At 68.7% G+C, this 25,865-nt stretch carries 23 protein-coding genes and 3 pseudogenes; 18 read left to right on the top strand and 8 right to left on the bottom strand.

All coding sequences use genetic code 11. The annotated features are described in order from the left end of the window. Window positions 1-441: 441 nt before the first annotated feature. Complete coding sequence (locus T398_RS21170) at window positions 442-708, top strand: NIPSNAP family containing protein (protein ID WP_496449415.1); 267 nt, start codon at window positions 442-444, stop codon at window positions 706-708. Here the strand turns inward: T398_RS21170 and T398_RS21165 are convergent, their stop codons facing one another. The 3 genes from T398_RS21165 to T398_RS21155 all read right to left on the bottom strand — a co-directional run bounded on the left by T398_RS21165 (window position 709) and on the right by T398_RS21155 (window position 5,723). Next, window positions 709-4,239, bottom strand: coding sequence for an nSTAND1 domain-containing NTPase (locus T398_RS21165; protein ID WP_496449369.1), 3,531 nt, complete (start codon window positions 4,237-4,239; stop codon window positions 709-711). A 565-nt stretch (window positions 4,240-4,804) separates the two neighbouring features. After that, on the bottom strand, window positions 4,805-5,080 hold the full coding sequence (locus T398_RS21160; RefSeq protein WP_496449368.1) for a hypothetical protein: 276 nt from the start codon (window positions 5,078-5,080) through the stop codon (window positions 4,805-4,807). 385 nt (window positions 5,081-5,465) lie between these two features. Beyond that, on the bottom strand, window positions 5,466-5,723 hold the full coding sequence (locus tag T398_RS21155) for an SCO4848 family membrane protein (RefSeq protein WP_496449366.1): 258 nt from the start codon (window positions 5,721-5,723) through the stop codon (window positions 5,466-5,468). A gap of 122 nt (window positions 5,724-5,845) precedes the next feature. Here T398_RS21155 and T398_RS21150 point away from each other — a divergent pair, with 122 nt between their 5' ends. Both T398_RS21150 and T398_RS21145 read left to right on the top strand, forming a co-directional pair. Beyond that, window positions 5,846-7,003 (top strand): tRNA-ribosyltransferase family protein, encoded by a 1,158-nt coding sequence (locus T398_RS21150; protein WP_496449364.1) that lies wholly within the window; start codon window positions 5,846-5,848, stop codon window positions 7,001-7,003. 7 nt (window positions 7,004-7,010) lie between these two features. Next, window positions 7,011-7,817, top strand: a complete 807-nt coding sequence (locus tag T398_RS21145; RefSeq protein ID WP_496449362.1) for a class I SAM-dependent methyltransferase — start codon at window positions 7,011-7,013, stop codon at window positions 7,815-7,817. 16 nt (window positions 7,818-7,833) lie between these two features. Here the strand turns inward: T398_RS21145 and T398_RS21140 are convergent, their stop codons facing one another. The 3 genes from T398_RS21140 to T398_RS21130 form a co-directional block, all read right to left on the bottom strand. Continuing rightward, entirely contained in the window at window positions 7,834-9,096 is a 1,263-nt protein-coding gene (locus T398_RS21140) for a GMC family oxidoreductase N-terminal domain-containing protein (RefSeq protein ID WP_496449414.1), read from the bottom strand. 26 nt (window positions 9,097-9,122) lie between these two features. After that, window positions 9,123-9,965: a glycosyltransferase gene (locus T398_RS21135; RefSeq protein WP_496449412.1), complete on the bottom strand. Its 843-nt coding sequence runs from the start codon at window positions 9,963-9,965 to the stop codon at window positions 9,123-9,125. Between the two features lie 271 nt (window positions 9,966-10,236). Further along, window positions 10,237-11,061 carry an Rmt family 16S rRNA (guanine(1405)-N(7))-methyltransferase gene (locus tag T398_RS21130; protein ID WP_496449361.1) on the bottom strand — a complete coding sequence of 275 codons (825 nt, stop codon included), beginning with the start codon at window positions 11,059-11,061 and terminating at the stop codon, window positions 10,237-10,239. A gap of 293 nt (window positions 11,062-11,354) precedes the next feature. On the opposite strand from T398_RS21130, the pseudogene T398_RS21125 reads away from it, so the two are divergent. The 8 genes and pseudogenes from T398_RS21125 to queD all read left to right on the top strand — a co-directional run. Then, window positions 11,355-12,333, top strand: a pseudogene (locus tag T398_RS21125) (DegT/DnrJ/EryC1/StrS aminotransferase family protein); the annotation flags it as partial. A 172-nt stretch (window positions 12,334-12,505) separates the two neighbouring features. Then, window positions 12,506-12,880 (top strand): annotated as a pseudogene (locus tag T398_RS21120) (3-dehydroquinate synthase family protein); the annotation flags it as partial. 45 nt (window positions 12,881-12,925) lie between these two features. Then, a complete protein-coding gene (locus T398_RS21115) occupies window positions 12,926-13,501 on the top strand; it encodes a glycosyltransferase (RefSeq protein ID WP_496449360.1) in 576 nt (191 codons plus the stop codon). A 1-nt stretch (window position 13,502) separates the two neighbouring features. Next, window positions 13,503-14,570 (top strand): hypothetical protein, encoded by a 1,068-nt coding sequence (locus T398_RS21110; protein WP_496449358.1) that lies wholly within the window; start codon window positions 13,503-13,505, stop codon window positions 14,568-14,570. Window positions 14,571-14,850: 280 nt separating this feature from the next. After that, window positions 14,851-15,222 carry a preQ(1) synthase gene (gene queF, locus T398_RS21105; protein ID WP_496449357.1) on the top strand — a complete coding sequence of 124 codons (372 nt, stop codon included), beginning with the start codon at window positions 14,851-14,853 and terminating at the stop codon, window positions 15,220-15,222. A gap of 380 nt (window positions 15,223-15,602) precedes the next feature. Further along, entirely contained in the window at window positions 15,603-16,310 is a 708-nt protein-coding gene (gene queC, locus T398_RS21100; RefSeq protein ID WP_496449355.1) for a 7-cyano-7-deazaguanine synthase QueC, read from the top strand. Next, on the top strand, window positions 16,307-16,951 hold the full coding sequence (queE, locus tag T398_RS21095) for a 7-carboxy-7-deazaguanine synthase (protein ID WP_496449353.1): 645 nt from the start codon (window positions 16,307-16,309) through the stop codon (window positions 16,949-16,951). The genes queC and queE overlap by 4 nt, the downstream gene beginning before the upstream one ends. Then, a complete protein-coding gene (gene queD / locus T398_RS21090) occupies window positions 16,951-17,307 on the top strand; it encodes a 6-carboxytetrahydropterin synthase QueD (protein ID WP_496449352.1) in 357 nt (118 codons plus the stop codon). The genes queE and queD overlap by 1 nt, the downstream gene beginning before the upstream one ends. Here the strand turns inward: queD and T398_RS21085 are convergent. Beyond that, a complete protein-coding gene (locus tag T398_RS21085; RefSeq protein WP_496449350.1) occupies window positions 17,289-17,930 on the bottom strand; it encodes a hypothetical protein in 642 nt (213 codons plus the stop codon). The genes queD and T398_RS21085 overlap by 19 nt on opposite strands. A 52-nt stretch (window positions 17,931-17,982) precedes the next feature. On the opposite strand from T398_RS21085, the gene T398_RS21080 reads away from it, so the two are divergent. Then, window positions 17,983-18,516: a hypothetical protein gene (locus tag T398_RS21080; RefSeq protein WP_496449349.1), complete on the top strand. Its 534-nt coding sequence runs from the start codon at window positions 17,983-17,985 to the stop codon at window positions 18,514-18,516. Window positions 18,517-18,690: 174 nt separating this feature from the next. Here T398_RS21080 and rsmI read toward each other — a convergent pair whose 3' ends face one another. Then, entirely contained in the window at window positions 18,691-19,587 is an 897-nt protein-coding gene (rsmI, locus tag T398_RS21075) for a 16S rRNA (cytidine(1402)-2'-O)-methyltransferase (RefSeq protein WP_496449348.1), read from the bottom strand. A 478-nt stretch (window positions 19,588-20,065) separates the two neighbouring features. Here rsmI and T398_RS21070 point away from each other — a divergent pair, with 478 nt between their 5' ends. The 6 genes and pseudogenes from T398_RS21070 to T398_RS21045 form a co-directional block, all read left to right on the top strand. Then, window positions 20,066-20,989, top strand: a complete 924-nt coding sequence (locus T398_RS21070) for a methyltransferase (protein ID WP_496449346.1) — start codon at window positions 20,066-20,068, stop codon at window positions 20,987-20,989. Between the two features lie 81 nt (window positions 20,990-21,070). After that, window positions 21,071-21,217: pseudogene (locus T398_RS21065) on the top strand (DDE-type integrase/transposase/recombinase); the annotation flags it as partial. 71 nt (window positions 21,218-21,288) lie between these two features. Then, window positions 21,289-21,450 carry an imine reductase family protein gene (locus T398_RS21060; protein WP_496449344.1) on the top strand — a complete coding sequence of 54 codons (162 nt, stop codon included), beginning with the start codon at window positions 21,289-21,291 and terminating at the stop codon, window positions 21,448-21,450. Between the two features lie 118 nt (window positions 21,451-21,568). Then, on the top strand, window positions 21,569-22,219 hold the full coding sequence (locus T398_RS21055; protein ID WP_496449342.1) for an HAD family hydrolase: 651 nt from the start codon (window positions 21,569-21,571) through the stop codon (window positions 22,217-22,219). Window positions 22,220-22,473: 254 nt separating this feature from the next. Continuing rightward, entirely contained in the window at window positions 22,474-25,077 is a 2,604-nt protein-coding gene (locus T398_RS21050; protein ID WP_496449341.1) for an ABC transporter permease, read from the top strand. 250 nt (window positions 25,078-25,327) lie between these two features. Beyond that, window positions 25,328-25,865 (top strand): class I SAM-dependent methyltransferase (locus T398_RS21045; protein ID WP_496449339.1); only part of this gene is annotated, 538 nt, incomplete at its 3' end.

The following is a 25,865-nucleotide window of genomic DNA, read 5'->3' as shown; positions in this document are numbered from 1 at the left end:
GGCGAACGGCAGTCGTTGTCGAACCCGAGCGACGCCGCGGCTTTCGTTCCGTGCATGCCGCACGGATCAGCGCTATCGCTTCCGCGACGAGCGACGCGGTGTGGTCGACGTTCCCAAGCTGCTCATGCCGACGCACAACGGCTTTAAATGGTCGGCCATCACATTTGGTTACGGGGACCAGACGCAGCGTACGGCTACGTGAGCGCCTTCTCGCGGTTCACCCGGATCCAGTAGCGGGTCGCGATCCCGGCATTGAAGTCGAATTCGTTCAATCGCCTAGAGAAATTAAGGCATCGATCGACTCGCCTGCGATCGAAATCGGCATTGGCCTGCGCGTTCCTGAGAGTCCTGGCCATACAGTAAGCGGCGTTGCGGTTGACATGCTGTCGTACTGGGAGGGGTGTGGGCGCGGTGAGGACAGTTCAGGTTCGTACGTATCTGGTGCGGGTGGGTCGGTTGGATGAGTGGGTTGATGCGTGGCGGAGGTTGATTGTTCCGTTGCGACGGGAGTTCGGTTTTGAGGTGCACGGTTCGTGGGTGGACCGTGATGCGAGCGCCCATATTTGGGTGGTTTCCTACGAGGGAGGTCGGTCGTTCGCGGAAGCTAACGCCGACTATTGGGCCTCGCCGCAGCGGGAGCGGTTGGGGGTGGACCCGGCGGAGTTCCTGGTGGGTGAGCAGGTCCGTGAGGTGGAGCAGGTCTTGTAGCTACTCGGCTGCCGGTAGGCGGTGGGCGGCGCGTTCGTCGGGAGTGAGGGTCCGGAAGACTCGGTGACGTGCGGCGGGTAGGAGTGCGTCGAGGTCGACTTCCGTGGCCCAGATTCGGGTGGTGGCGTCGGTTGAGCCGGTGACGACGTGGTTGCCGTCGGGTAGCCAGGCCAGGCAGGTGACGGCGTCGCGGTGGACTCCGATGACGTCGCTTTCGTAGTCGGTGTGGGTGTCCCAACGGCGTACGGTGCGGTCGTCGGAGCCGGATGCCAGGTAGCGGCCGTCGGGTGAGTAGGCGACGGCGCGTACTCGCCGGTCGTGTCCGGTGAGTTCACGCGTCAGGGTGTGATCGGTCAGGTTCCAGACGCGGATGGTCCAGTCGGCGGAGCAGCTGGCGAGGTGGTGTTCGTCTGGCGCCCAGGCCACCCCGTCGACATAGTTGTGGTGCCCGGCCAGGACGGTGCTGGTGCTGGGGTTGCGCATGTCCCAGATGCGGACGGTGCGGTCGTCGGAGCCGGAGGCCAGATACCGGCCACTGGGTGACCAGGCGAGGGCACCGATCCAGTCGGCGTGTCCGGACAGGATGCCCACCAGGGTGCGGGTGCGCACGTCGAAGACGCGGATGGTGTTGTCCTTGGCGCCGGCGGCGAGGCGTCTACCGTCCGGGGAGAAGGTCAGGGATTCACACTCCACCGTGTCGGTGAATAGCAGGTGGGTGCCGCAGCTGTCGATGAGGTGTGTCGATCCGTCCTGCGCGGCGGCGGCGAGCGTGGAGTCGGTCGACGTGCCGGCGAGGGCGACCACAGCCGCCGGCATCGCGTGGGGAGTGGCGTGCGGGCGGTGGGCGGTGTGCCAGCGGCGCACGCTGGCGTCGGCGGATCCGGTCACGATGCCACCGTTGGGGGCGGTAAGGGCGGTGACCCCCGCGTGGTGCCCGGTGAGTTGGACCTGTTCGGCGCCGCGGGGGTGCAGGGCCCAGAGCCTTGCGGTGTGGTCGGCGGAGCCGCTGAGTACCCGGGTGCCGTCCGGGCTGACCGCGACGCTCCAGGCGGGGTGTTCGTGCCCGCGTAGCTCGGCGATTTCTCGCAGCCGGGTCACGTCCCAGACTCGGATGGTGCCGTCGCCGGCGGCGAGGGTGAGCCGTTCGCCGTCGGGGGCCCAGGTGAGCGACCAGATCGCGTCGCGGTGGCCGCCGATGCATCGGTGTTGGCTGCCGCTGTGGGCGTCCCAGATCCGCACGGTGCGGTCGGCCGATCCGGTGGCGATCCAGCGGCCGTCGGGTGAGAAGGCGACGGCTTCGACGAGGTCGAGGTGGCCGCGCAGTCTGACGGCAGGTTGGCCGGTGGTCACGTCCCAGACGATGGCCGTGCGGTCGTGGGAGGCGGTGGCCAGGCGGGACGAGTCTGGCGCCCAGTCAACGCCCCACACATCGCCCGCATGGCCGGTCAGCGTGGTCTGCTTAGTCCAGGTGGCGGTGTCCCACAGGTGGGTGCGGTGGTCGCGGCTGGTCCCGGCCAGGGCCGTGCCGTCTGGGGACCAGGCCACGCTGCGGGCGTGGTCGCCGCAGGTTAGTACCGCGATCGGGGTGGCGGTGTCCGTATCCCAGACTCGGATGGTGGTGTCCCGCGACGCGGTGGCAACCATGGTGGAGTCCGGGGAGAAGGCGATGGCCTCGACCATGCCGGTGTGGCCGTGCAGCACATGGGTCACCATCGCGGTGTCGGCATCCCACAACCTGGCGGTGCCGTCGCGGGAGGCAGTCGCGATGCTGCGCCCGTCGGGCGCCCAGGCTACCCCTCGAACGACGTCTGTGTGCCCAGCCAACACGGCCTCGATGTGGCTGGACGCCAGCGCGGACATCAACGCCCGCCCGGCGACCGGGGTCGTTGGGCACTCCGTCAACGCCGCGGTGGTCAGCAGCACGGCCAGTTCTGGGAACCGGTCAACGTTGGTCAACGCGTAGTGGCCGACTGACTCCGACACCCTCCGCAGGAACGCCGTGTCCTGCCGCCGAGACGCCTCGACCAGCCCACGAGCCGCCGGCGTGTCCTGCCCGGCCGAACGCATCGCCTCCAGCCACTGCCCCGCCAGCACCAGCCGATCCCCGGTGAGCAGATAGTCGGGGCTGCGCCCGGAGCGTTGCCAGTCGCCCGCCCAGCGTTCCAGTTCCGCACGCCGTTTCAGATGCACGGCCCTCGTCTCGACCTGCTGGCGCAGCGGCGCCCACTGACGGAACAACGCCTCATGGGCCACCTGCACCACCGGCCGGCCGTCGTTGACGTCGGAGGTCAACAGCCGGGCATCGGTAAAGACCTCCACGATCTGACGCTGCTGCGCCGACAGCTCAGCCATCGGGACCCGACGCCGGGTGGGCTCCGCCCCATCCATCGACACCAGCCGCAGCAGCGTCGACAGGATCGCCTCCGGATCGTACTGCGTGCGCAGCTCAGCGAGGACAGTGTCTGCCTGCCGGGCCAGCGCCCCAGCAACCCCACCCGATGCCTGATACATCTGCCGGGTCACCACACGGCCCGTGCCAACGGTCAGGTACATCTCCTGCAACAGGTACGCCAGCAGCGGCAACGCATCCGGCGTCCCGGTCTCCTCCACGATCTCGGCGACCAACCCCGCCTCGAAACTCACCCCCGCCAACCAGGCAGGCTGCTCAATCACCTCCACCAGATCAGCGGGACGCATCGCCCCAACAGCCACCGGCCCGGCGAACAACTCCGCGTACTCACTCGCAAGGAGGTCCGCCAGAAACTCGACCCGCAGCGTGGCCAACACCCACAACCGGCGGTCCGCCGCGAGCGCGGCAGCGATCTGGTCGACAAACAGCTTCCGCTCGGCCGGGCCGGACAACGTGACCAGTTCCTCAAGCTGATCAACGATCAGCAGCACCCGGCCGAACCGGTTTCCCGTCTTCGCCCGCCACGCCGCGACACTCTGCGCCACACCATCCTGATCAGCCCACATCGCACGCAGCACCGCCTGTCGCTGCCCACCGGTCAGCGTCGCCGCCACCGCCGCCAACCGCCCCAACGGCTCCCCCGCCGGAACAACTGACGGCAACACATGCCACCGATGCCCCCGCAGACGCGGCACCACACCCGCGTGCACCAGCGACGACTTACCGCTACCCGAAGCTCCCGTCACACACACAAAACGGGCCGCCGGCTGCCCAGTAAGCACATGTAAACGCCGAACCAGATCCCTGGTCAGCTGCTCCCGCCCGAAAAACACCGCCGCGTCCTGCTCCGTAAACGCACCCAAACCCGGAAACGGACACCGATCACCACCCCACACCGGCCGAGAACCACGAGGACGCTCCCACCACAACACCATCGCGTTACCAGCGATCACCACCACCAACAACACGATCAACGCCGGCCCAGAAAAAGTCTGCACCGCGGCAGCGAAACTGGAACTCTCAGCCGCGCTCGCCGCGAAGTTCGCCACCACCTCCAACAGAATCGCCGCCACCAGCAAAGACAGCTGCAACGTCAGCGACGAACGCCGGCCATTCCGCATCCCGCCTCCCCCACACCACCACCCCGCCGCCTCCACAGTAATTGAGCAACAGCCGACGGTGACAGCTCGAGATCACCGCACCGCCACCCCGCGCTCGCACCGCACAGACGCCGCAGTGCAGCAATCCGGCGTAGACGGCAGAACCTGTGCGCTGATCGGCGACTCGCGCCGCGTTCGGCACGGCTGTCCGCGCAGCCGACGACGAGGCGTTGGGCTCACCCTCCGATTCGGACGCCCAGCTGAGCGCCAAGCCGACGGAATCCCAGTGCCCGCGCCGCTCGGCGCGACGAGTCCCGCCGAGCCCGCCACTGCGGCAGCAGCTGGTTCGCCAAACCGTCCGCGACTGCTGCGGAGCGCCAGCCCGTGCCCACGTTGACTCGACATGGCGAGCACGCACATGTGGGCCACCCGCCCTGGCCAACATCGGTAGCCAGCCGCCGCGACAACGCGACTCCCGCGACGCACCACGAACGCCCGGGACGTGAGGTCGGCCAACCCGCATTCGTCGGCGTCGTCCGCCGTGGCAGAGACCAGAAACGTGGCAGAGGCCAGAAACGTGGCAAGATCAGCACGTTCTCCAAGGACTACATCCACAGTATCGACTTCGACCGGCTGGAACCTCGCGCACGAGCACGGCCCCACTGCCCGCCGGCACGGTGACGATGACGGCGTCGCCCAACGCGACGACCCCAACCCAGGCCGGCGGACAGAGCAGCGAACTGGCCGAACGCTCCGGCACCGTTCCCTCGGGCAGCAGGCCCGCGTCCCCCAGATCGTCGTAGAGCGCCGACACCGGGTCGGTTCCGGCGGCCAGTGCCTCGCCGGCCCGCGGGCCCGTCACCCCCGAGGCTGCACGTCACGTCGCGGCGGGCAGCCCGAGCCGGTTCCAGTGGAAGATCACGTATAGGACGATCACGGCACGGAGACCCGGGTTTGTGCCGGCAGATGATGCCGCGCCATAGCCAGCCGCCGGCCTGCAGGGCGTTGCTGGTGGGCAACTGCCACCAATCCGAGCACATGAGCAGTGACGCGCCGGGCCTCGAGACGCGGAGGCGGTCCGCGAGGATCAGCAACAGCCAGGCGACATGTCCACGCTGGTCGCGGTTTATCCCCGGGAAAAATCTTGTAGCTGATGGGTGGCGTCGCCGGACCACCGGTCAGCCCACCCTGCGCTCACCATCGCATACGACCACTGACCCCTTGGAATAAATCGTCTAGGGTGGCTACTAGGGTGATCGCTGGGAGCGGCGGAGAGTGAACAGGCCCCGCAGACCGAGCACGCCGGTGGTCGTCCCGATGACCAGTGACGCGGCGATCAGCAGCACGTGCACCCAGAGGAAGCCGGTCCCGTCACCCGTGCCGACGCTCCCGCCCGACCAGGACCGGGGGTCGTTCCAGATCGCGACCGCGAACCGGGGCCAGATCACCCACGTCCAGACTCCGACCCCGATCAGGAAGAGCGCCCAGCCACGCGACAGCACCATGGCTGACGAGTATGCCAGCGGCCGGCGGCACCAGCGGGTGCGGCGGAACACGGCGCGCAGGGATGACCAGCACCGCGCGTATCCTGAAGCGTCCATCCCAACTGCCAAGGAGTTGCTCCCCCATGACCTCTGCGGACCGGTCCGCCCCGGCGGGCCCGTCGCTGGACACCGCGCACGGATCGGTCGTCCTGCCGACCTTCCTCCCCGACGGTACCCGCGCCTCGGTCCGGGCGGCCGACACCCTTGACCTGGCCACGGTGGGGATCGAGGCGTTGATGGTCAATGCAATGCACCTGGCCCAGCGCCCCGGCTTGCAGACCATCCGGCGGGCCGGTGGTCTGCACCGCTTCATGGCATGGGACGGGGCGATCGTCTCCGACTCCGGTGGCTTTCAGGTCCTCTCCCTGATCCGCAAGCAGGGCAAGACCGGGGCGATTCGCTCGAACGGGGTGACCTTCCAGGAGGCACCCACCGCCAAGAAGATCGTGCTTACCCCGGAGAAGGTCATCGAGTGGCAGTTCGGCCTCCGCTCCGACGTGGTGGTCGCCCTGGACGACTGCACCGGTCCGGAGGACTCCCCGGCCGAGCAACTGGCCTCGACCGAGCGGACAATCCGCTGGTTCCGGCAGGCCCGGACCGCCTATGACCTCCAGTGCCGGCAACGCCGCTCGTCGGATCCGCCGCTGCTGGTCGGGGTGGTGCAGGGCGGCACCGACCCGGAGCTGCGACAACGTTGCGTGGACGCACTGGTCGAGTCGGGGGCACAGGGGTTCGGGTTCGGTGGCTGGCCGCTCAGCGCCGAGGGCGAGCTGGAGCGCGACATGTTCGCTCTGCTCTCCCGGATCACCCCACCGGAGGCGCCGCTCTTCGCCCTCGGGGTGGGCCGCCCCGAGCATCTGGTCTCCCTCTGCGAGCTGGATATGCGCTGGGTCTTCGACTGCACTATCCCGACCCGGGATGCCCGGCACGGCCGGCTCTACTCTTTCGTGCCGGAGATCGCCGACCGGCTGCTGACCCCGGACCGCAGCTTCTACCAGAACGTCTACATCCTGGACGAGAAGAACTCCCGTAAGGACGAGCCGATCTGCGCCACCTGCGACTGTCCGACCTGCCGGCGGTACAGCCGCAGTTACCTGCACCACCTCTTCCGGGTGAGGGATGGTCTCGCGGACCGGCTCGCCACCCTGCACAACTTGCGTTTCTACACCCGGCTGCTGGAGATGATCCGGGGCGGCCAGATGGCCCGCCCGACCCTGCCGACGCCGTCGCGGGTGGGGTGAACGAGCGGTGACCCCATCGCCGGCGGTCGAGACGGTGATCGCCCGACTTAACAAAGCGGCGAAGTACCGGGACGTGCACCCGGAGACCATCGCCGACCTGGTCCATCGGGAAGGGCGGAGCACAAGCGACTCCACCGAGTTGGAGCGACTGGTCCGGGCACGGCTACACAAGGTCGCCGCGCTGCACCTGCTCACCAGCCGGCCGGCGGCGCTGCGCAAGGCCCTAGACCGGGCCGACCTCGCCGACCCCGGTGCCCGGCGACAGTGGTGCCGGGAGGCGCTCGCCGGGCACTTCTCCACCGCCGAGCGCCTGCCCGACCTGGACGCCTTCTATCCGACGCTGTTCGGCCTGGTGCCGCCGCCGCGTACGGTGGCCGACCTGGCCTGCGCCCTGAACCCCTTTACCCTGCCCTGGTTGCGCGAGGTCAGCGGTGCCCGGTACGTCGGCTACGACTTCAACGCGGCCTTCGTCGCCCTGGGCAACACCTTCCTGACGAGGACCTACCCGGAGAGTGAGGTCCGGCACGCCGAGGTGCTCACCGACGGTCACCAGGTGACCGAGGACTTGGCGCTGCTGCTGAAGACATATCACTGCATGGAGGGGCGCCGGCCTGGCGCGGGCCTGGCACTGGTCGACCGGCTGGCTTGCCGGCACGTGGTGGTCTCGTTCCCCACCCGGGCGATGAACGGTCGGGGGGCGGTCTTCGTGCCACGGCACGTGGCGGAGTTGGCCGGGCTGGCCCGCAGCCGAGGTTGGAGCTGGTCGCGGGCCACGCTCGGATCCGAGGACCTGGTGGCGATCAGCAAGGACTGACGCCCGCGCGGGCCGGTCAGTCCACCCAAAGCCGACTGACGAGCGCGGTGGTCTCCTGGCGGGTACGCGGCCGATCGGCGAGGCCGTCCATCGCCCCCCAGGCGCTGGCGTACCAGGACTCCTCGGTGATTTCACGGTCCCCGAAGCGCCCGGTCAGGGCGGCGCAGACCCGGTCTATCCACCCACCGGCGTCGTCAACGGCCTCGTCGGTGAAAGCGGCCGACGGAATCTTGTTGTCGCCCTCGAAGAAGAGCAGGCCCTCGGCCGCCGCGGCGGCGTGGAAGGCGTCCTGCACCTTGTCGTCGGCGCAGACGAACTGGAAGAGGTTACCGTTGCCAGGCACATCGATAATGATAGATGCAGTCCGATTCATTCTGGTCCGACAGGTGTGGAGGGAAGGACGTCGGGTTGGATGCCGAACTCGCGGCGCAGGAGCTGATGGGTCATCCGCAGGGCGAGCGCCTGGATGGTGCGGGTGGGGTTGACGCCAGGTCAGCTCGCAGCCGGCGGCCCGGAGGATCTCCTCCGCCCGCCGTTGCAGATACTCCAGCCGGGCCCGGTCGCGGGGGTGCGGAGAATAGTCCATCACCACGTCCCGCAGGCCGAACCGGTCCACGCCCCGGCCTAGGACGACCCGGTTGTCGAGGCGGGGCTGGTCCGGTACCAGGCACTCGAGTCGGATGATCTGCTCGTCCGGGCGCAGCCGGAGGGACTCCTCCGGGCGGGACTCGATGATCAGGCCCCCGATCCCGCCGGGTACGTCGTTGGCGGTGTCGTAGTCGGTGATCGCGGCGGTGGAGAAGGGACCCGGCCCGGCGCCCCGGGCATCGTCGGCGGTCGGCGGGTTCAGCCTCCGGCGGTAGCCCAGCACGTATCCGCTCATCTTGAAACAGAGCCCCCGACCGACCATGTCGTGGTCGTTGCCGAGGCCCTGAGGGCTCAGCTCGTCGGTGGAGCGCAGCAGCAGGGCGGCGCTCTGGACGGCGTTGCCGGCGATGACCACCTGGCGAGCGCGGAAGACGTGCCGGCTACCGCTGTCCACCCGTACGCACTCGACGCCCTCGATGGTGGTGGCGTCCCGGCGGAGCACCCGGACGGCTTTCAGGCCGGCGAAGAGGCGCAGCCCGGCTTTGCGGGCCGGTTCGAGGAAGACGGTCACGGCATCCCCCTTGGCTCCCCGGTCACACCGGTTGGAGATGCATGGACGTTGACCGGCGCAGGCGAGCCGGCCGTGGTAGGGCTCGGAGGCGATGGCCAGCGGCGTCGGGAAGGGGCTCAGCCCCAGCGACCGGGCCGCCGCGGCGACTACCCGTGTACGTCGCCGGGTTCGCTGAGCAAGTCGGGGCAGGCCGAGCCGATCGTGCTGCGCAGCCCGCCGACCGCGTACCTCGCCACCGGAGTGCCGGTCATGATCGCCTCGATCGCGCTCCCCCCGAGTTCCTCGTGGATCGAGGGCATGACGAGGGTGTCCACTAGGGCCAGGGCCGCTGGTACCTGGTCGTGCGGGAGAAACCCGGTCACCACGAACTGGTGGGCCCGGCCGGCCTCGGCGATCTCCCGGGTCATCCGTCCCCGCTGCGGGCCGTCCCCCACAACGAGGAACGTGGGGTCGAGGTCGTCCAGGAGTGCGGCGAGTTTGAGCAGGTCCGGCCAGCCCTTCTCGTGGGCCATCCGGCCGATGTACCCGATCAGCGGTCGGCGGCCGTTCAGGCCGTACCGCTGCGCGAGCGCCGCCGCCTCGGCCGACGTCGCGGGGGTGATCTCGACCGCGTCCGGGTTCACTACGATCGCCGAACGGTCCAGACCAGTGGCGGCGCAGACCATGTCGGCGGTCCGGCCGGTGAGGGTGCTCACCCGGGCGGCGGAGCGCAGCGCCTGCCGTTCGGCCTGGGTGACCAGGCGGTGCGCCATGCTGTCGACCGCGGACATCGGCTGGTAGACCGAGAGCCGGGAGCAGTGCAGGGTGAGCACATAGGGCACGCCCAGCAGTCGGGCGGCGATCCGGCTGGCGATCAGTGGCCAGATCTGACCGTCGGCGTGCACGTGGACGAGATCGGGACGCCAGTCGCCGCGCCGGAGCCGTAGGCACTCGCGGACGGTCCCGACCACCACGCCGGCCCGAGCCCGACGAGCCCGGCTATCTCGGATCGGATCTGGGGCAGCGACATGCGGGCGATTCGGACGGTGAGCCCGGGCTCGATCTCCTTGGTGGGTGGGAGCCCGGGAAAGCCCAGGGTCAGCACGAGCTGGTCGACTCCTGCCCTGGCCAGGCTGCGGGACAGCGCCAGGATCTGCACCTGCATACTGCCCACCGGATCGAACTCCGCCGGCCAGTGGTCGACGTAGTCGTGGTGGAAGAAAGGGGTCAGCCTGAGTACGCGCACGACGCCATCCGATTCCCCCGGAAGAGTGTCGAAAGCTATTTCTGAATAATATAGATCAGCTCGTTGCCGATCTCTAGTCGCTGAATACGGTAGGATCGCTCTTTTGCCTGGGATTCAAAACTCTGTGAATAGGTCTGAAACATTCCCTTCGATCGCTGACCGAGAGACTTGGTCGGGAAGGTTACCATGACAATCGGTGAGTTGACAATGTCTATTACTTCCCATCCGACACCCCGCCGCTGAGCCTCCAGGCAGGGCAACGTCTTCAGTAATAGCGTGACGTCGGCCGGCTCATCAAGACTGTCCGCCAGGATGTCGCCCACGCTCGCCCGGTGCCTGACAGCCAGCCTCGTCAACGCGGTGTCGACGAACCCCATCAGCCGGGCGTCGATGTCGGAGGCCAGGTAGACGGTCTCCGGGGGCAGCCCCATCCAAGGTGCCGCCAACGGGTTCAGACCACAAGCCAAGTCACGGATCGAAGCTGGCAATGGTATGTAAGTGAAGATCTCCCGATAAAACTCCGCAAGATGCGGCAGGCGCTCACGGGTGGAGATATGTAGGGACATCGCACGACTCAGGGCCACCCGGACATCTTCGTCGTCACCCTCCGCAATCATGCGGTCAAGCTGCCGCAACAACGCCGGGTAGTTCGGTGGATTCGGCGGCAGGAAGGCGCCGTAGATCTCGTGCAGGCCACGCTTGGTCCGCTTGACCGCGCCGGGAAGGTCTCCCCGGGCAGCGACCAGGGCGGCGGCGGCCAGCCGGCGCACGGTGACCGGCGCCACCGTCTGGTAGCGGCGGCTCTTGGTGATCGCGCGCTCGATCTGGTCAATGCGGTCGTCGGCCGCAGGTGTCGTCATCGTTTACCTCCGATTGACAGATAGGGCCGACAGGAAAAAGATCTTCATCATGTCGCCGCACCCCGCCGGGCATTGCTGGCGCACCAAAAGCTATTAGCGAGTGGTAACTACGGGGGTAGCAGTAGTAAACACTAGGTTCATAGTCGTCGCTATAATAATCCCGAAAGCCCGGATTGGCCGATTTCTGCACGTCGACAGTAGTGATCGTGCTGGCATACTTGGCCCAGCCCGCGCTCTAGTGGTTGCTAACTTCTGCACGGGGGAGGACGTAGACGTGACCCTTCTTGCTGTCAATGGTGGTTCCCCGATTCGCAATCAGCAGTGGCCGTTGTGGCCTACTCCCGGGCCCGGGGGTCCTCGACGCACTGAATGAGGTTCTCCATTCCGGTCGCTGGTCCATCAGTGGCCCCTATCAGGGGAGGCAGAGCTTTGAGCGGCGATTCGCAGCGGCGTTCGCCGACTTCCACGGGATCCGGCACTGCGTGCCAACTTCCAGCGGGACGGCCAGCCTCATGGTCGCGCTCGAGTCATGCGGGGTCGGGGCCGACAACGAGGTTATCATCCCGGGACTTACCTGGGTCGCGAACGCATCCACGGTCGTCGGCGTCAACGCGGTTCCGGTCCCGGTCGACGTCGACCCACGCACCCTCTGCCTCGACCCGGCTGCGGTCGAGCGGGCGATCACCCCGGACCGCGGCCATCGTCGTGGCGCACCTCTACTCCGCTGTGGCCGATCTGGACGAGCTGACCGCCATCGCCGAAAGGCACGGCATTCCGTTGATCGAGGACTGCGCTCAGGCGCACGGGGCGCGCTACCGTGGCCGCCGGGTCGGCACGTTCGGCGCCTTCAGCATGCAGCACAGCAAGGTCCTCACCAGCGGCGAAGGCGATGCGGTGATCACTGGGGACCCGGCGCTGTTCCGCCGGGCCGAGCACCTCCGGGCCGACGGTCGCACATACACCCCCGACGAGCCCAGCGTCGGGGGGATGGAGCTGGCCCAGACCGCGGAGTTGATGGGAAGCAACCGCTGCCTTTCGGAGTTCCAGGCGGCGATCCTGCTCACCCAGCTCGAACTCCTCGACCGGCAGAACGAGCGCCGCCGGGCCAACGCAGCCCTGCTCGACGAAGGGCTTGGGGCGCTGGGTATAACGCCCCAGGTCTCCTCGGCCGGCACTACCGAACGCACCTACTACGAGTGGGCGGGCCGGATCTCTGACGACCAGATCGGACGGCTCGGCGTCGAGCGGATCGCCCCGGCGGTCGCCGCCGAGCTCGCCGGGGCCGGGATCTACGCCAGCTACCCGCCCATGAACCACAACCGGCTCTACCGACCCGCGACCCGGACGCGGTTCGACGGCATCCCCGGGCTCGACCTGACCGGCTACTCACTGCCGCTCGCCGAGGACGCCGGCCAGAGGGTCGTCATACACCGCGGCCGGCAGGCTCTCGCACGGCCAGGCGATCGGCCTCGGCATGGTGGTGGCGGCCGAGGTGTCCCGCCGGATGGGCCACCACGACGACGAGACGGTCGCTCTGCACCGGGAACTGCTCACCCGGGCCGGCGCGATGGTGACCATCCCCGAGGAGGTCGACCTCGACGAAGTGATGCGCAGGCTCCACTTCGACAACAAGCGCGGCTACCTCGCCGACTCCGCCGAGAGCAGCGCCATGATCCTCCTTGGCGGTCTCGACGAACCGCTCTCGCACGACGACCGGCCGCTGGTCTCGGTGCCGATGGTCCTGGTCAGGTCCGGGAACGGATTCGGGACGAACTCGCCGTCCCGGACGAGCGGGTGCACCGGCTGGCGCATCTGGTGACCGACGACTTCGTCGGGCACGACACCCCCCGAGCGCCGGGAAGAGTTGCGCAAGCGCTTCGGCCTGACCGACGACAAGCCCACCGTCCTCTACGTCGGTCGGATCTCGTCAGAAAAGGGTGTCGACTGGTTCGTCAAGGCCGCGGCCGAGGTGAACAAGCGGCGCGACGTCCGGTTCCTGATCGCCGGGGACGGGCCGCAGCGGGGCGAGATCGAGGCGCTCGCCAAGCAGCTCGGGGTGGCGGACCAGCTGGTGATAGCCGGCTTCCTGCTCCCGAAATACATCCCCTCGATCATCTCACTCTCCACGCTCGCCGTCCTCCCCTCGAACTACGAGGAGCTGGGCGTCGTGGTGCTGGAGTACATGAGGATGAAGCGCCCGGTGGTGGCGCACGACGTCAGTGGCGTCCACAAGCTGGTTGACCACATGCGCACCGGCGTGCTGGTTCCACCCTTCGACCCTCCGAAACCTGCGGACTCGATCGAACTTGTCCTCGACGATCCCGACTTGGCTCGCCGCCTGGCGGAAGCCGCCGAGCCGATCCCCCAGCGAGAGTATTCGCTGGCCTCGACAGGCGGACGCCTGGAGGCGATCTATCTATCCCTACTGGAGGAACCCTGAGATGACCGTCCCTCGAAAGATCGTCACCGGTGTCGCCTTCCCACCGTCGTTACTGGCGGAGACCCCGCCGATCTCGGTGGCGGCTCTCACGGCCTACCTCCGCGATAACGGCATGCCTGCCCGGGGCCTGGACCTGAACGCGGACTTCAACGACTACCTGCTCGGCCGGGTCGAGATCGAGCAGGTGCAGGGCCCGGGGAACAACCACGAGTTCACCGAACCGTTCATCAAGCAGTTCTTCCTGAACCACATCACCGGCAACTACTTCACTGAGACGAACTTCGAGCAGTGGAAGCTACAGCAGCAGTGCAAGGTGGCGCCGGAGAGCCTCTCTATCTGGGACCCGCCCTTCCCGTTCTCGTACTGCGAGTTCCTGTCGATCCTGCGGGACGAGCCGGAGCGGGTCGCGAAGCTGGTCCGCGACCCGGACGCCAACATCTACCACGCGTTCTACCAGGAGAGAGTCGCCGGTGCCGCCCGCGAGCTGGGCCTGATGGGCTTCTCCATTATGGGCTACAACCAGGTCATCCCGGCACTGACGCTGGGCTACCTGATGAAGCAGGAGAACCCCGACCTCTACCTCTGCTGGGGCGGCCCGTGGGTCACCTCGTTCGCGGACATGCTCGTCCCCCGTCTGGAAGCCTGCCCCGAGTTGGGTGGGCTGATCGACGCGCTGGTCGTCCGGGAGGGCGAGGAGCCGCTGCTGAAGACGGCCGAAGCGCTGTCGCGGGGCGAGCGGCCGGTGGGTATCCCGGGTGGGTGCAAGCCGATGGCCGCGCAGAGCGTGCTCGACACCAAGCCGGTCGGCCACAAGCTGTTGCTGGAGATGTCCAAGCCGCGGGAGAACACCCCCAACACACACTGGCGGACCGAGAGCGGCACCTACGAGCGCAGCGGTGACATCTCCTGGGTCGCCGACATGAACCAGACCCCCGACCCCGGAATACAGCGACTTCGACCTATCGCTGTACACCACGTTCCGCGAGGGACAAGGGAGCCTGGTCCTACAGGGCCGCTTCGGCCTGGAGACGGCGAACGAGCGGCTGCTCGAACTGGTCAAGAAGGGTAACCGGATGGACGTCGTCCACCGGCTGCTCCAGGACAGCCGCGAGCTGGGCTGTTCCACATCACCACCGACGGCTGGCCGGCGATCCGCGAACGGTACGGCGAGAAGATCTCCCCGGACGCGTTCCACCTACCGGTCGCCGAGCGGGTGGCGTTCGACGAAGCGGTCTGGATCCACCACTCGATGGTGGCGGTGCAGCCGGAGGACATACAGGACATGTTGGACGCGGTGGTGAAGGTCCGGGACAATGTGAGGGCTCTGAAGCGGAGCCTATGATCAGTTCATGGCTCTCACGAAGCTTGGTCGGGCGGACACGCCGCCCGACCAATCCCTGGAAACCTTTCCGATCGGTGACAGCTCACAGGAGATCGTCATCGACTGCCGGGAATTCACCTGCCGCTGCCCCGTCACCGGGCAGCCGGACTGGGCGACCATCCGCATCGAATACCGCCCCGGGGACCGGGGGGTGGAGACCAAGAGCCTCAAGCTCTACCTCGAGACCTTCCGGGACGAGAGGATCTTCCACGAGCACCTCGCGACAAAGATGCGCGACGACTTGGTGGCGGCCCTTGAGCCGGTATGCCTCAAGGTCACCGTCGACTTCAATGTCCGAGGTGGCATCGCGCTGGCTGCGTCGAGTACGTATCAGCGCTGAACTGGGGCTGGGGTCCCCACGCACGGACGACGGGTGGCCGACTGCCGGCAGCCGAACTCCTCGCCCGCCAACTGCCACTCGGGCCAACCGTGGTACCCGCACGACAGGTGCGACGACCAACGGGTAGCGCCCCGAGATGTCGTACTCCGCCGCTGCGGTGACCCGGCGGGCCCGTTTGATCAACTGACGGTGCTTCAATGCCCGCACCATGCCATGTCACGGAAAGGGCGGGGCCACCGTGGTCACCAACTGGGTCCCCGAATCCGACGACCGCGGGCGGCGGGGTGGGCGCAGCGGTCCTGCCGACCGGGACGCTGGGTAGGCTTGCCGACTAGTGTTCATGTACCCGTGGTGACGCGGAGAGAGGTGGTGGTTAGCGCATGCCGACGGCGAAGCGTAAGGCTGTGGTGCTGCTCAGCGGCGGGCTCGACTCCGCCACGGTGCTCGCGATGGCGGTGCACGAGGGCTACGACACGTACGCACTGAGCTTCCGCTATGGCCAGCGGCACACCGTCGAACTGGCGGCCGCAGCCCGGGTGGCCGAGGCGCTGGGTGCGACCCGGCACGTCGTCGCCGACATCGACCTGCGAGTCTTCGGTGGCTCGGCGCTGACCGACGACTCGCTCGCCGTCCCGCACCACGACAGCGCCGACGACCTGGGCAGCGAGATCCCTGTCACCTACGTGCCGGCCCGGAACACGGTCTTCCTTTCGTTCGCCCTAGCCTGGGCGGAGACCCTGGACGCCGCGGACGTCTTCATCGGCGTGAGCGCCCTCGACTACAGCGGCTACCCGGACTGCCGCCCCGAGTACATCGCTGCCTACGAGACGATGGCGAACCTCGCCACCAAGGCCGGCGTCGAAGGGCGGCAACGGCTGCGTGTGCACACCCCGCTGATCCAGCTCACCAAGGCCGAGACCATTCGTCGAGGGCTGGACCTAGGCGTCGACTATGCCTGGACGCACAGCTGCTACGACCCGGTCCACGGCCAGGCCTGCGGTACCTGTGACTCCTGCCTGCTCCGCGGCCGGGGCTTCGCGGAGCTCGGGTTGACCGACCCCGCTCTCGCCACCCCGTCGGGTGGGTGACGGTGTACCGGATCAAGGAAATCTTCTACACCCTCCAGGGTGAGGGGACCCACGTCGGCCGGCCGGCGGTCTTCTGCCGCTTCACCAGCTGCAACCTCTGGACCGGCCGGGAAGAGGACCGGCACCGGGCGATCTGCCGGTTCTGCGACACAGACTTCGTCGGCACCGACGGCCCTGGCGGGGGGCGTTTCGATACCGCCGCCAAGCTGGCCGCCGCAGTCGCCGCCGCTTGGCGCGGCGCCGACCATCCACGCAGCCGCCCGTACGTGGTCTGCACCGGCGGCGAGCCGCTGCTGCAACTCGACGAGACGGCTGTCCGGGCCCTACACGACGTCGGCTTCGAGGTGGCCGTGGAGACCAACGGCACCCGGCCGGCACCACCCGGCATTGACTGGATCTGCGTCAGCCCGAAGGCCGGCGCCGACCTCGTCCTCACCTCGGGTCACGACCTGAAGCTCGTCTACCCCCAGCCGGGGGCGGAGCCGGCCCGCTTCGAGGGCCTCGACTTCGCCCACTTCATGCTCCAGCCCATGGACGGCCCGGACCGGATCGCCAACACCGAGGCCGCTGTGCGGTACTGCCTGGCGCACCCGCATTGGCAGCTGAGCCTGCAGACCCACAAGTACATTGGAATCGCCTGATGGAGATCTTCCGGGAGTTCACCTTCGAGGCCGCCCACCGACTGCCGCACGTGCCGGAGGGGCACAAGTGCGCCCGGCTACACGGCCACTCGTACCGGGTGGCGGTGCACGTCAGCGGGGATGTCGACCCGCACACCGGTTGGGTGATGGACTTCGGCGACCTGAAGCGGGCCTTCGAGCCGCTCCGGGACCAGCTCGACCACCACTACCTCAACGACGTGCCCGGTCTGTCGAACCCGACCAGCGAGGTGCTGGCCCGGTGGATCTGGGACCGGCTGTCCGGTGGGCTACCGCTGACGGCAGTCTCCGTCCGGGAGACCTGCACCTCCGGCTGCGTCTACCGGGGCGAGGACTGACACCGCACCACCGCGACCACATCCCGAACAGGGGCCGTGCCGACGCCGGCACGGCCCCTGTCGTCATGCGGGCTTCGCCGGCCCGGTCCACCTGCTCGGCCATCGGGGTGGATGACCCGTCGACCGGAATCGCGGCCTCCGGAACCGTCATCGGGGATGGCGGGCACGTCCGCCATCGCCTGAGCCATCGGCGCAGGTGCGGGATCCATCTCCCCGCGGATGCCGTCAGCGAGTTGCCGGACCGCCTCGGCGTGGTCGACCCCCGCCTCCCGGGCCTGCCAGTACCGGTAGACCCGGGCCGCGTGCCCGACCATGCCGGTGCTGGCACCCCCGCTGAGCAAGAAGCTGCTGTTGCCGAAGGAGTCGCCGGCGATGACGCAGTTCGGCGCCACCAACGCGTCGCGCCCGATCCGCTCCACCACCGAGACGATCCTCGGGGTGGCGAGGGTCAGCGTCCGGGAGAGTTCCCGGCGCGGGATCTCGGTGATCTGCGAGACCTGTTCGAGGAAGTAGTCCCGGATTAGGTATCGGTGCGCGCCGAAGTACTCGACGGAGGTCCGGCTCGTGCCCGGGGGCAGCATGCCCGCCTGGACCGGGTCGAAGTTCCGGAAGTCCGGCGCCACCGTCTGCCCACCGGTCGTCGATGAACTCGGTGTAGTGGATCAGTCCCGAGATATGAGCTTCCTCGACCCCGGCGATGACCTCGTCGGCGTAGACGTCGCCTGGCTCGGTCATCGCGCCGTAGAAGGTCTCACGGAGTTTGAAGACCCGGCCGTCGCCCTTGCGCGGGATGCGGTCCTCGCCGTAGTTCTCCATCATGAGCTGGTCGATCAGACCGAGGTGGTGCCAGAAGTCCTCACGGATATTCCAGTGCACGCCGAGCGAGGGGTCGCCGCGCAGTTCCACGCCGACGGCCTGGCGGCCGTTCGGCACCGACCAGAGCATCGCCATCATGTTGGTCGCGCCGAGCCCGAGGGCGAGGAAGTCGGGGTTCTGGATTCCGGTCCAGTCGACCTCGGTCCGCGTGCCGCACCGAACCTGGGACCGTTTCGTTGGGTCGAGTGCGGTCGGCGCGCCGCCGCCCGACAGACGCTCGACCAGGGAAGCTCATCGAAGATTCTTCATGACCTTCCTCGACCCTTGAGGGTGACGGATGAGGAATATGGCCAGGCGGCTGGACGCCAGCCGTTACCAAGGCTTCGACTCTAACAGCGGGATCGGAGGCCGTCTACACGGACGACTCCCTACGATCGCCCCGACCGGTAATTGCAATTAGGCCAGGGGCCCGACACGCGGACGCGTCGCACAGGTCACCTATTCCCGATGTTTCTAGAATCGCGTCATGATCACCTTGGTGCAGGGTAACGAAAGCCGACGGAACGGTTACCGGGTCTCCGCCGCGCCCGACCGCTCAACCGCCAGGCGTACCTGGTCGTAGACCCAGTTCCGGGGCAGTCCCGTCACCTCACGGACCACCTCGCGGACGAGTCGGGCCTCGGCGCCGCGCCGGACCAGTGTCTCGGTGAGCCGCGCGGCCAGCGCCCGGTCCTCGTCCGCGTGTTCCTCAGGGGCACCGGCGACCACCACGGTGAACTGCCCCCGGACAGCCCCCTCGGCGTCGAGTCGGGCGGTCAACTCGGCGAGCCGACCACGCAGGAACTCCTCGTCGCCCTTGGTGAGATTCCGGGCCAGCGCCGCCGGCCGGTCGCCGAGCACCGCACGGAGATCGGCGAGCATGGCGACGATCCGGTGGGGTGCCTCGAAGAAGATCAGGGTGGCCGGGGTGGACCGCAGTGCGGTGAGCGCGGCCCGGCGAGCCGCCTCCTTGCGGGGCAGGAAGCCGGCGTAGTGGAACTGGTGGTTCGGCAGCCCGGAACCGACCAGCGCGGTCACCGAGGCGGTCGCGCCGGGCAGTGGCCGTACCGGCGTATCGGCCTCGACCGCCGCTGCCACGAGCCGGTAGCCCGGGTCATTGACCAACGGCGTGCCCGCGTCGGAGACGAGCGCCACGTCGATGCCGTCGTGGAGCAGCCCCAGCAGTTGCCGGCTCCGCGACTCCTCGTTGTGGTCGTGGTAGCTGAGCAGGCGGGTCTCGATCTCCAACGACTGGAGCAGGCGGCGGGTGTGCCGGGTGTCCTCCGCAGCCACGACGCCGACCCGGCCCAGCACCTCGATCGCCCGGAGGGTGATGTCCCCGGGGTGGCCGATCGGGGTGGGAACCAGGTAGAGCGTGCCGGGGCCAATACCGTCCGACCGCCGTGTTCCGTCCGACCCTGCCACCCGTCTCCCCCTGTGTCGCCCGGGGCAACCCTAGCGGAGCGGGGCACCCGGCTGTCCGCCGGTCACCAGTCCGCCGCCGGGACCACCTGCCCACCTCGCCCCGCCCGATGCCCCTCGGGCAGCGAACCACGGGCGCCCAAGCCCCTTAATCGTGATCTGGGCTGTCGGTGAATACGGCGTGATACCAGTAGGCGGGCAGGAGTCCTCGCTGACCGGCGGCGTGGGCGGGGTCGGCGCGGCGTGGGCGGGGTCGGCGCGGCGTGGGCGGGGTCGGCGCGGCGTGGGCGGGGTCGGCGCGGCGTGGGCGGGGTCGGCGCGGCGTGGGCGGGGTCGGCGCGGCGTGGGCGGGGTCGGCGCGGCGTGGGCGGGGTCGGCGCGGCGTGGGCGGGGTCGGCGCGGCGGACGATCAACCGGGCGGTGAGGCATGCCGGGTGCCGGTGAAAGCGGTGTAGGTGGTTTCCAGCCGGAGCGCGTCGATTTGTCGGCACTTCGACAGCTCGGCGACGCCATGCGGAAGGTGGTCGGGCAACCGGCGCTGACCCCGCTGTCCGCCCTGCTCTCCGGCGCACCGGCCGACCCGAACGACCTGGCCCGGGAGGTCGGGGCGGAGGGCCGGCTCGCGCTGCTCGACAGCGGCGTGGCTATCGACGACGGCACCCACTTCTCCTCGCCGCTGCGCGGCCACCAGTCGCACGGCGTGGTGGTGCTCACCGACCCGGACGTCGAGGAGGAGGTGCAGCACCGCTGGTACGTCGACCCGCTGTGGGAGGCGGATCTGCTGATCCGGCTGATGCTCCGGCGCGGCGGGGTGCGGGCCTTGGACATGGGCTGCGGTTCGGGAGTGCTCTCTCTGGTGCTCGCTGACCGGTACGAGACGGTCCTCGGGGTGGACGTCAACCCTCGTGCGGTGGCCCTCTCCCGGCTCAACGCCGCCCTCAACGGCCTGACCAACGTCACCTTCCGGGAGGGCGACATGTTCGAGCCGGCCGAGGGACGGTTCTCCCGGATCGCGTTCAACTCCCCCACCAACGAGGAGGGAAGCGAGTTCGTTGACCTGCTGGAGGCGGGCGAACCGATCCTGGAAACGTTCTTCCGGAACGTCCCGGCGAAGCTGGAGTCCGGCGGCGTCGTCGAGGTCAACCTCGCCATGAACGACTACCCGGGTGACCCCTTCCAGGAACGGCTCGCGGACTGGCTCGGGTTGACCGAGAACGGCCTACGGGTGCGGATCTTCACCTCACAGCGACGCGCCACCGACACCGGGGGCGAGTGGAAGCGAGGCTGGCTGGTAATCGCCCCGGGCCCGATCGGACTCACCGAGACCGACTGGCCCTACCACGACCGGTACGAGAAGGACCCCGACTCCCTGCTCCACGCAACCGAACGGCTGCTCGCTGGCTGACCCGCGCCGCCGTCGGCGCTGTCTCCCTGGGTCGGTTTGTAAGCGACCCTGGCTGATCATGGTCGCAGCCCTTGGTTGATCCACGGCCCGAACCGGCTGTGGCTGGCCGACATCACCGAGCACCGAACCGGTGAGGGCAAGCTCTACCTGTGCGCGATCAAGGACGTATGGTCCCACCGGATCGTCGGCTACTCCATCGACTCACACATGAAGTCGAGGCTGGCCGTCAAGCCCAACCGCACCGGCCAGGTGGACGAGGGGCGTACCCGGACAACGAGTCGACGCTCGGGATGCAGACGGTGGCGATCGAGCACCTGGTAGACGCGAGCCGGGCGCAGGGCGTGGACGCGGCCCTGCCGGAGTTCCTGCACGCATGCGCGGAGCAGGCCATCCGCCGCGGTCACGCGGGGGACGGGTTCGGTGCCGTGTTCGAGGTCCTGCGGACCCCGGCTGCCGAGTAGGCTGCAGCCGCACACCGGCCCCGCCATCACGACAGGTAACGGGGCCCCAAACATCGCAATGATCCCGTGTTGCCGGACCTACCCCCCCCCGCACCGCGGACCGAGTTAGGAGCAACGGATGACCACTTCGGTCGGGCTTGTCATCTTCGACTGCGACGGGGTGTTGGTCGACAGCGAGCGCATCGCGGTCCGCATCAACGTCGCGCTCGGCGCGGAACTGGGTTGGCCGCTGACCGAGGCAGCGATCATCGAGCGGTTCATCGGCCGTTCCAGCACATCCATCGGTGCGCAGATCGCGGCCCGCCTCGGACACCACGTGGCTGCTCAATGGGCCGACCGGTTCGACCTGGCGCACCGCCAGGCGGTGGACGCCGGACTAACCGCCGTGGACGGGGTCAACGAGGCGCTCGACGAGATCGCCCTGCCGACGTGCGTGGCTTCCAGCGGTACGCACGAGAAGATGCGCCACACCCTGGGCCGCACAAACCTATATCTGCGCTTCGCGGGCCGCATCTTCAGCGCCACCGAGGTCGCCCACGGCAAGCCCGCCCCCGACCTTTTCCTGCATGCGGCGGCGGCGATGGGTGTGCCGCCCGCAGCGTGTGCCGTGGTCGAGGACAGTCACTACGGAGTCCAGGCGGCCCGCGCTGCCGGGATGCGCTGCTTCGGCTACGCGGGCGGTTTGACCCCTGCGCACCGACTGGAGGGCCCGGGCACGGTGGTCTTCGACGACATGCGCAAGCTCCCGGCGCTGCTGGACGCTGCCTGACGTTGACCGTCGATCTACAACTGGGCCGGCGTGCGCCTTCAATCGGGTACCGCGCGGCGGGCGGCGCTGCCTTGCGGCCTTGCGGCCTTGCCGAAAGCTGTCATGCTGGCCGATATGCCCCAAGCTTCCCAACATGTCACGTCAGTTGACCAGACGGTTCGCCCAACATTTGGATCTAAAGGGCCTTCCGGCCCCGGCCTGTTCCAGGCTACCCCGGAGCAGGTCGGGTCGCACCGGACGTACCTGGGCGAGTGGTGATCCGCGCCGTCCGGCGGCTCATCGGCATCGTGGTTCCGCTTCCCCGAGACCTGGGTCTGGCCTGGAGCACGATCCGGGGAAACAAGGGGGGCTTCGCCGGTTCCTTCGTCGCGATCGTCGTCGGCGCCGCCGTGATTGCCGCGTGCGGGGTTCTGCTGCAGTCCGGGCTCAGCAACGGCGTCACTCCTGAGCGGTACGCGGGCGCGGCCGTGACGATCGGCGCACCGCAGTCCTTCTGGTTGGATGAGAGTGCAGAGGTTCGCTACCGCGAGCGGGTGACGCTGCCCGCCGACACGGTCGCCGCGGTCGCCGCAGTCCCCGGCGTCGCCTCCGCAGTCGGAGATGTCAATATCTCGGTGAGCGTCCTGACCGTTGACGGCGGCGTGGTGACCGGACCGCACGACTTCCCGGTGCTCGGGCACGGCTGGTCTGCGGCGGCGCTCGCACCCTTCACGGCGGACCAGGGGCGGGCACCGACCGGGCTCGGTGAGGTCGTGCTCGACGCCGACCTGGCTGCTCGGGCCGGTCTGGCGACTGATTCGACCGTGCAGATCGTGGTCGGCTCCACCCCGGCGGCCTACCAGGTGGTGGGCATCGCCGCGGCGCCAGCCGCGCTCGACCGGCAGTCCGCCGTCTACTTCAGCGACGACCAGGCGACCCGGCTCTCCGGCCGCCCCGACCGGGTGGACGCGATCGGCGTGTTGGCCGCACCCGACGTCGCCGCGGAGGACCTGGCCAAGCGCATCCAGGCCGCCGTACCCGGAGTTGTGGTGCATACCGGTGCCGATCGCGGCGATGTCGAGTTCCTGGATGTCGGCGATGCCCGCAGTCTGGTGGTGGAGTCCGCCGCGTCGTTCGGCGGCACCATGGTGCTGATCGTGGTGTTCGTGGTGGCGAGCACCCTCGCGCTCTCGGTGCGGCAACGTCGGCGTGAGTTGGCCCTGCTGCGCGCCATCGGCGCGACGCCCCGACAGATTCACGGGATGGTCAGCGCCGAGATGACCGTGGTGGCGCTCGCCGGCGCGTTGGTCGGTGCCCTTCCCGGCATCGCGCTCGCCTATGCCATGCGCGGTGTGTTCGTGCTCGTCGGTGCGATGCCCCCAGACTTCGCGCTTCAGGTGGGGGTGCTGCCGCTCTTCGCCGCGCTGGTGCTCTGCGCGATCAGCGCCCGACTGGCCGGTTGGCTGGTCGCCCGTCGGGTAGCCAGGGTCAGCCCGGTTGAGGCGTTCGGCGACGCCGCGATCGAGCCCAAGAGGCTCGGGACAGTCCGGCTGACCATCGGCATCCTGCTCATCCCCCTCGGGCTGCTGCTCACACTCGGGAACGTGGCATCGCCGGGGGACTCGGCCGCCGATACCGCCGCGAGCGCCGTCCTGCTGTTCGTCGTGGCCCTCGGCTGTCTTGGACCGTTGCTGTTCAACGGTGCGCTCCGGTTGTTCGGCCGGTTGGTGAACCCACGAACCACCGCCAGTTCCTTCCTCGCCCGGTCCAACACGCGGGCCAACTGGCGGCAGCTCAGCACGGCCGCCACGCCGCTGGCGATGGGGGTGACGCTCGCCGCCGTGCAGGTCTTTGGGGCCTCCACCACGCTCGCCGGGGCACAACACCAGCTTGCGGAAGGACTGCGGGCCGACTACGCGCTGACTGCCCCGTCCGCCGCGGGGATCTCACCAGAGGTCGTGGACGCGGTTCGGGAGACGCCCGGGGTAGCCGTGGTCACACCGGTGGCGCGGAGTCAGGCGTTGTTGACGTTCCCGTCCGAGGACAGCACCGCGACCAAGGTTTTCGCCGCCCAGGGCGTCACACCCGACCGGCTCTCCGAGACCATCGACCTCGCGGTGACCCGGGGCGACATCGCGGAGCTACGAGGCGAGACGGTGGCGTTGAGCCGGATCGCCGCGGAGACCGTCCGTGGGACCATCGGCGAGGCGATCGAGTTGCGCCTCGGCGACGGCCACCTGCTCAACCCGCGGGTGGTGGCGATCTACGAGCATGGGTTGGGTTTCGGCGATGTGACCCTCCCCAACGATCTCGTGGTTGCGCACACCACCGCCCAGGTCAACAGCGCGGTGTTGGTCAGCGCCGTAGACGGGGCGGACCAGACGGCATTGCAACAGGCGCTGCGCGGCGCGGTCGAGCGCTTTCCGACGGTCCAGGTCGGTGACCGGGAGCGATTGTTGGCGGCGCCCGGGGTTGGCGGCACCGGTGACTGGGCGCTCAACCTGCTGTTCCAAACCGTGTTGCTGGGTTACATCGCGATCGCGGTCGTGAACACGCTGGTGATGGCGACGACGGCACGCGTGCGCGAGTTCGCGATGCTGCGACTCATCGGCGCCAGTCGCGACCAGGTCCGCAAGATGGTGAATGGCGAGGCCCGGGTCGTTGTCGTCATGGCGCTGCTGTTCGGTTCACTGGCCATGATCCCACCGCTGGCTGGCTTCAGCCTCGGGCTGACCCAGTCGGCCGTGCCGAGCTTCTCCCTTCTTGGAATGATCGCGATTGTCGTGGTGACCGTCGCGCTTTCCTGGGGAGCGATCACGACGGCCACCCGGTTCGCGATGCGAGCTGCGCCGATCACCACGATCGGCGGACGGGAGTGAGAGCGCCCCGTGCCGTCCTGTCCAGGTCCATGACATGAAGCGGTGATGGAGGGTCCGTTGCTTTGTGGATCTGGGACAGGGTGCGTGTCCGCCGGTGCAGGCGTGCCTGAACGTTGCGACCGGCATGTCATCCTGGTGTCGGTACGACCATCGCACGGTAACCGTTGACGGGTTCGCAAACTTGGCGCTCGGGCTGCCCTCGTAGCCCACCGGATCGGGCGGCAAGCAGTGCGGGTGATGAGGAGGGTCAATGACGGGCAGTGCACGGACGAACTCGATCGTGGACGTGTTCGAGCAGGCCGCCTCCAGCTACGACCGTACCGAAGTGTCCTACTTCGAGCCTTTCGGCACGGCACTTGTCCGCTGTGCCGGCATTCAGCCGGGTGAGCAGGTCCTCGACGTTGGCTGCGGCCGCGGTGCTGTTCTCCTTCCCGCCGCCGCGGCCACCGGACCGACCGGCCGCGTCACTGGCATCGACCTCGCCCCGACGATGGTGAAGCTCACCGCCGACGACGCCACCCGCGCCGGCCTGACCCAGGTCGAGGTCCGGGTCGGCGACGCCCAACAGCCGAGCTTCCCGCCACACAGCTTCGACGTGGTGCTCGCCGGGATGGTCGTCTTCCTGCTGCCGGAGCCGGAGCAGGCCCTGCGGGCGTACGCGCGACTATTGCGCCCCACGGGCCGGCTGGTGGTGAGCACCCCCGGCGCGTACGACCCGGGCTTCATCGCCGCGATGGACGCCCTGGCCGCGCACCTACCGGCGGAGCAGCCCCCGCCCGCGCCGACCG

It is taken from the genome of Salinispora goodfellowii (assembly GCF_059570675.1).
The sequence above is the reverse complement of the archived record's forward strand: the minus strand, read 5'-3'. Positions and strand labels throughout refer to the sequence as shown.

Coding starts and splice junctions, on each gene's coding strand:
- queC (WP_496449355.1), top strand. CDS start 15,603: ATGCCGACGGCGAAGCGTAAGGCTGTGGTGCTGCTCAGCGGCGGGCTC.
- T398_RS21110 (WP_496449358.1), top strand. CDS start 13,503: ATGACCGTCCCTCGAAAGATCGTCACCGGTGTCGCCTTCCCACCGTCG.
- T398_RS21155 (WP_496449366.1), bottom strand. CDS start 5,723: ATGGTGCTGTCGCGTGGCTGGGCGCTCTTCCTGATCGGGGTCGGAGTC.
- T398_RS21150 (WP_496449364.1), top strand. CDS start 5,846: ATGACCTCTGCGGACCGGTCCGCCCCGGCGGGCCCGTCGCTGGACACC.
- T398_RS21055 (WP_496449342.1), top strand. CDS start 21,569: ATGACCACTTCGGTCGGGCTTGTCATCTTCGACTGCGACGGGGTGTTG.
- T398_RS21165 (WP_496449369.1), bottom strand. CDS start 4,239: ATGCGGAATGGCCGGCGTTCGTCGCTGACGTTGCAGCTGTCTTTGCTG.
- queF (WP_496449357.1), top strand. CDS start 14,851: ATGGCTCTCACGAAGCTTGGTCGGGCGGACACGCCGCCCGACCAATCC.
- T398_RS21130 (WP_496449361.1), bottom strand. CDS start 11,061: ATGACGACACCTGCGGCCGACGACCGCATTGACCAGATCGAGCGCGCG.
- T398_RS21080 (WP_496449349.1), top strand. CDS start 17,983: ATGAGCTTCCTCGACCCCGGCGATGACCTCGTCGGCGTAGACGTCGCC.
- queD (WP_496449352.1), top strand. CDS start 16,951: ATGGAGATCTTCCGGGAGTTCACCTTCGAGGCCGCCCACCGACTGCCG.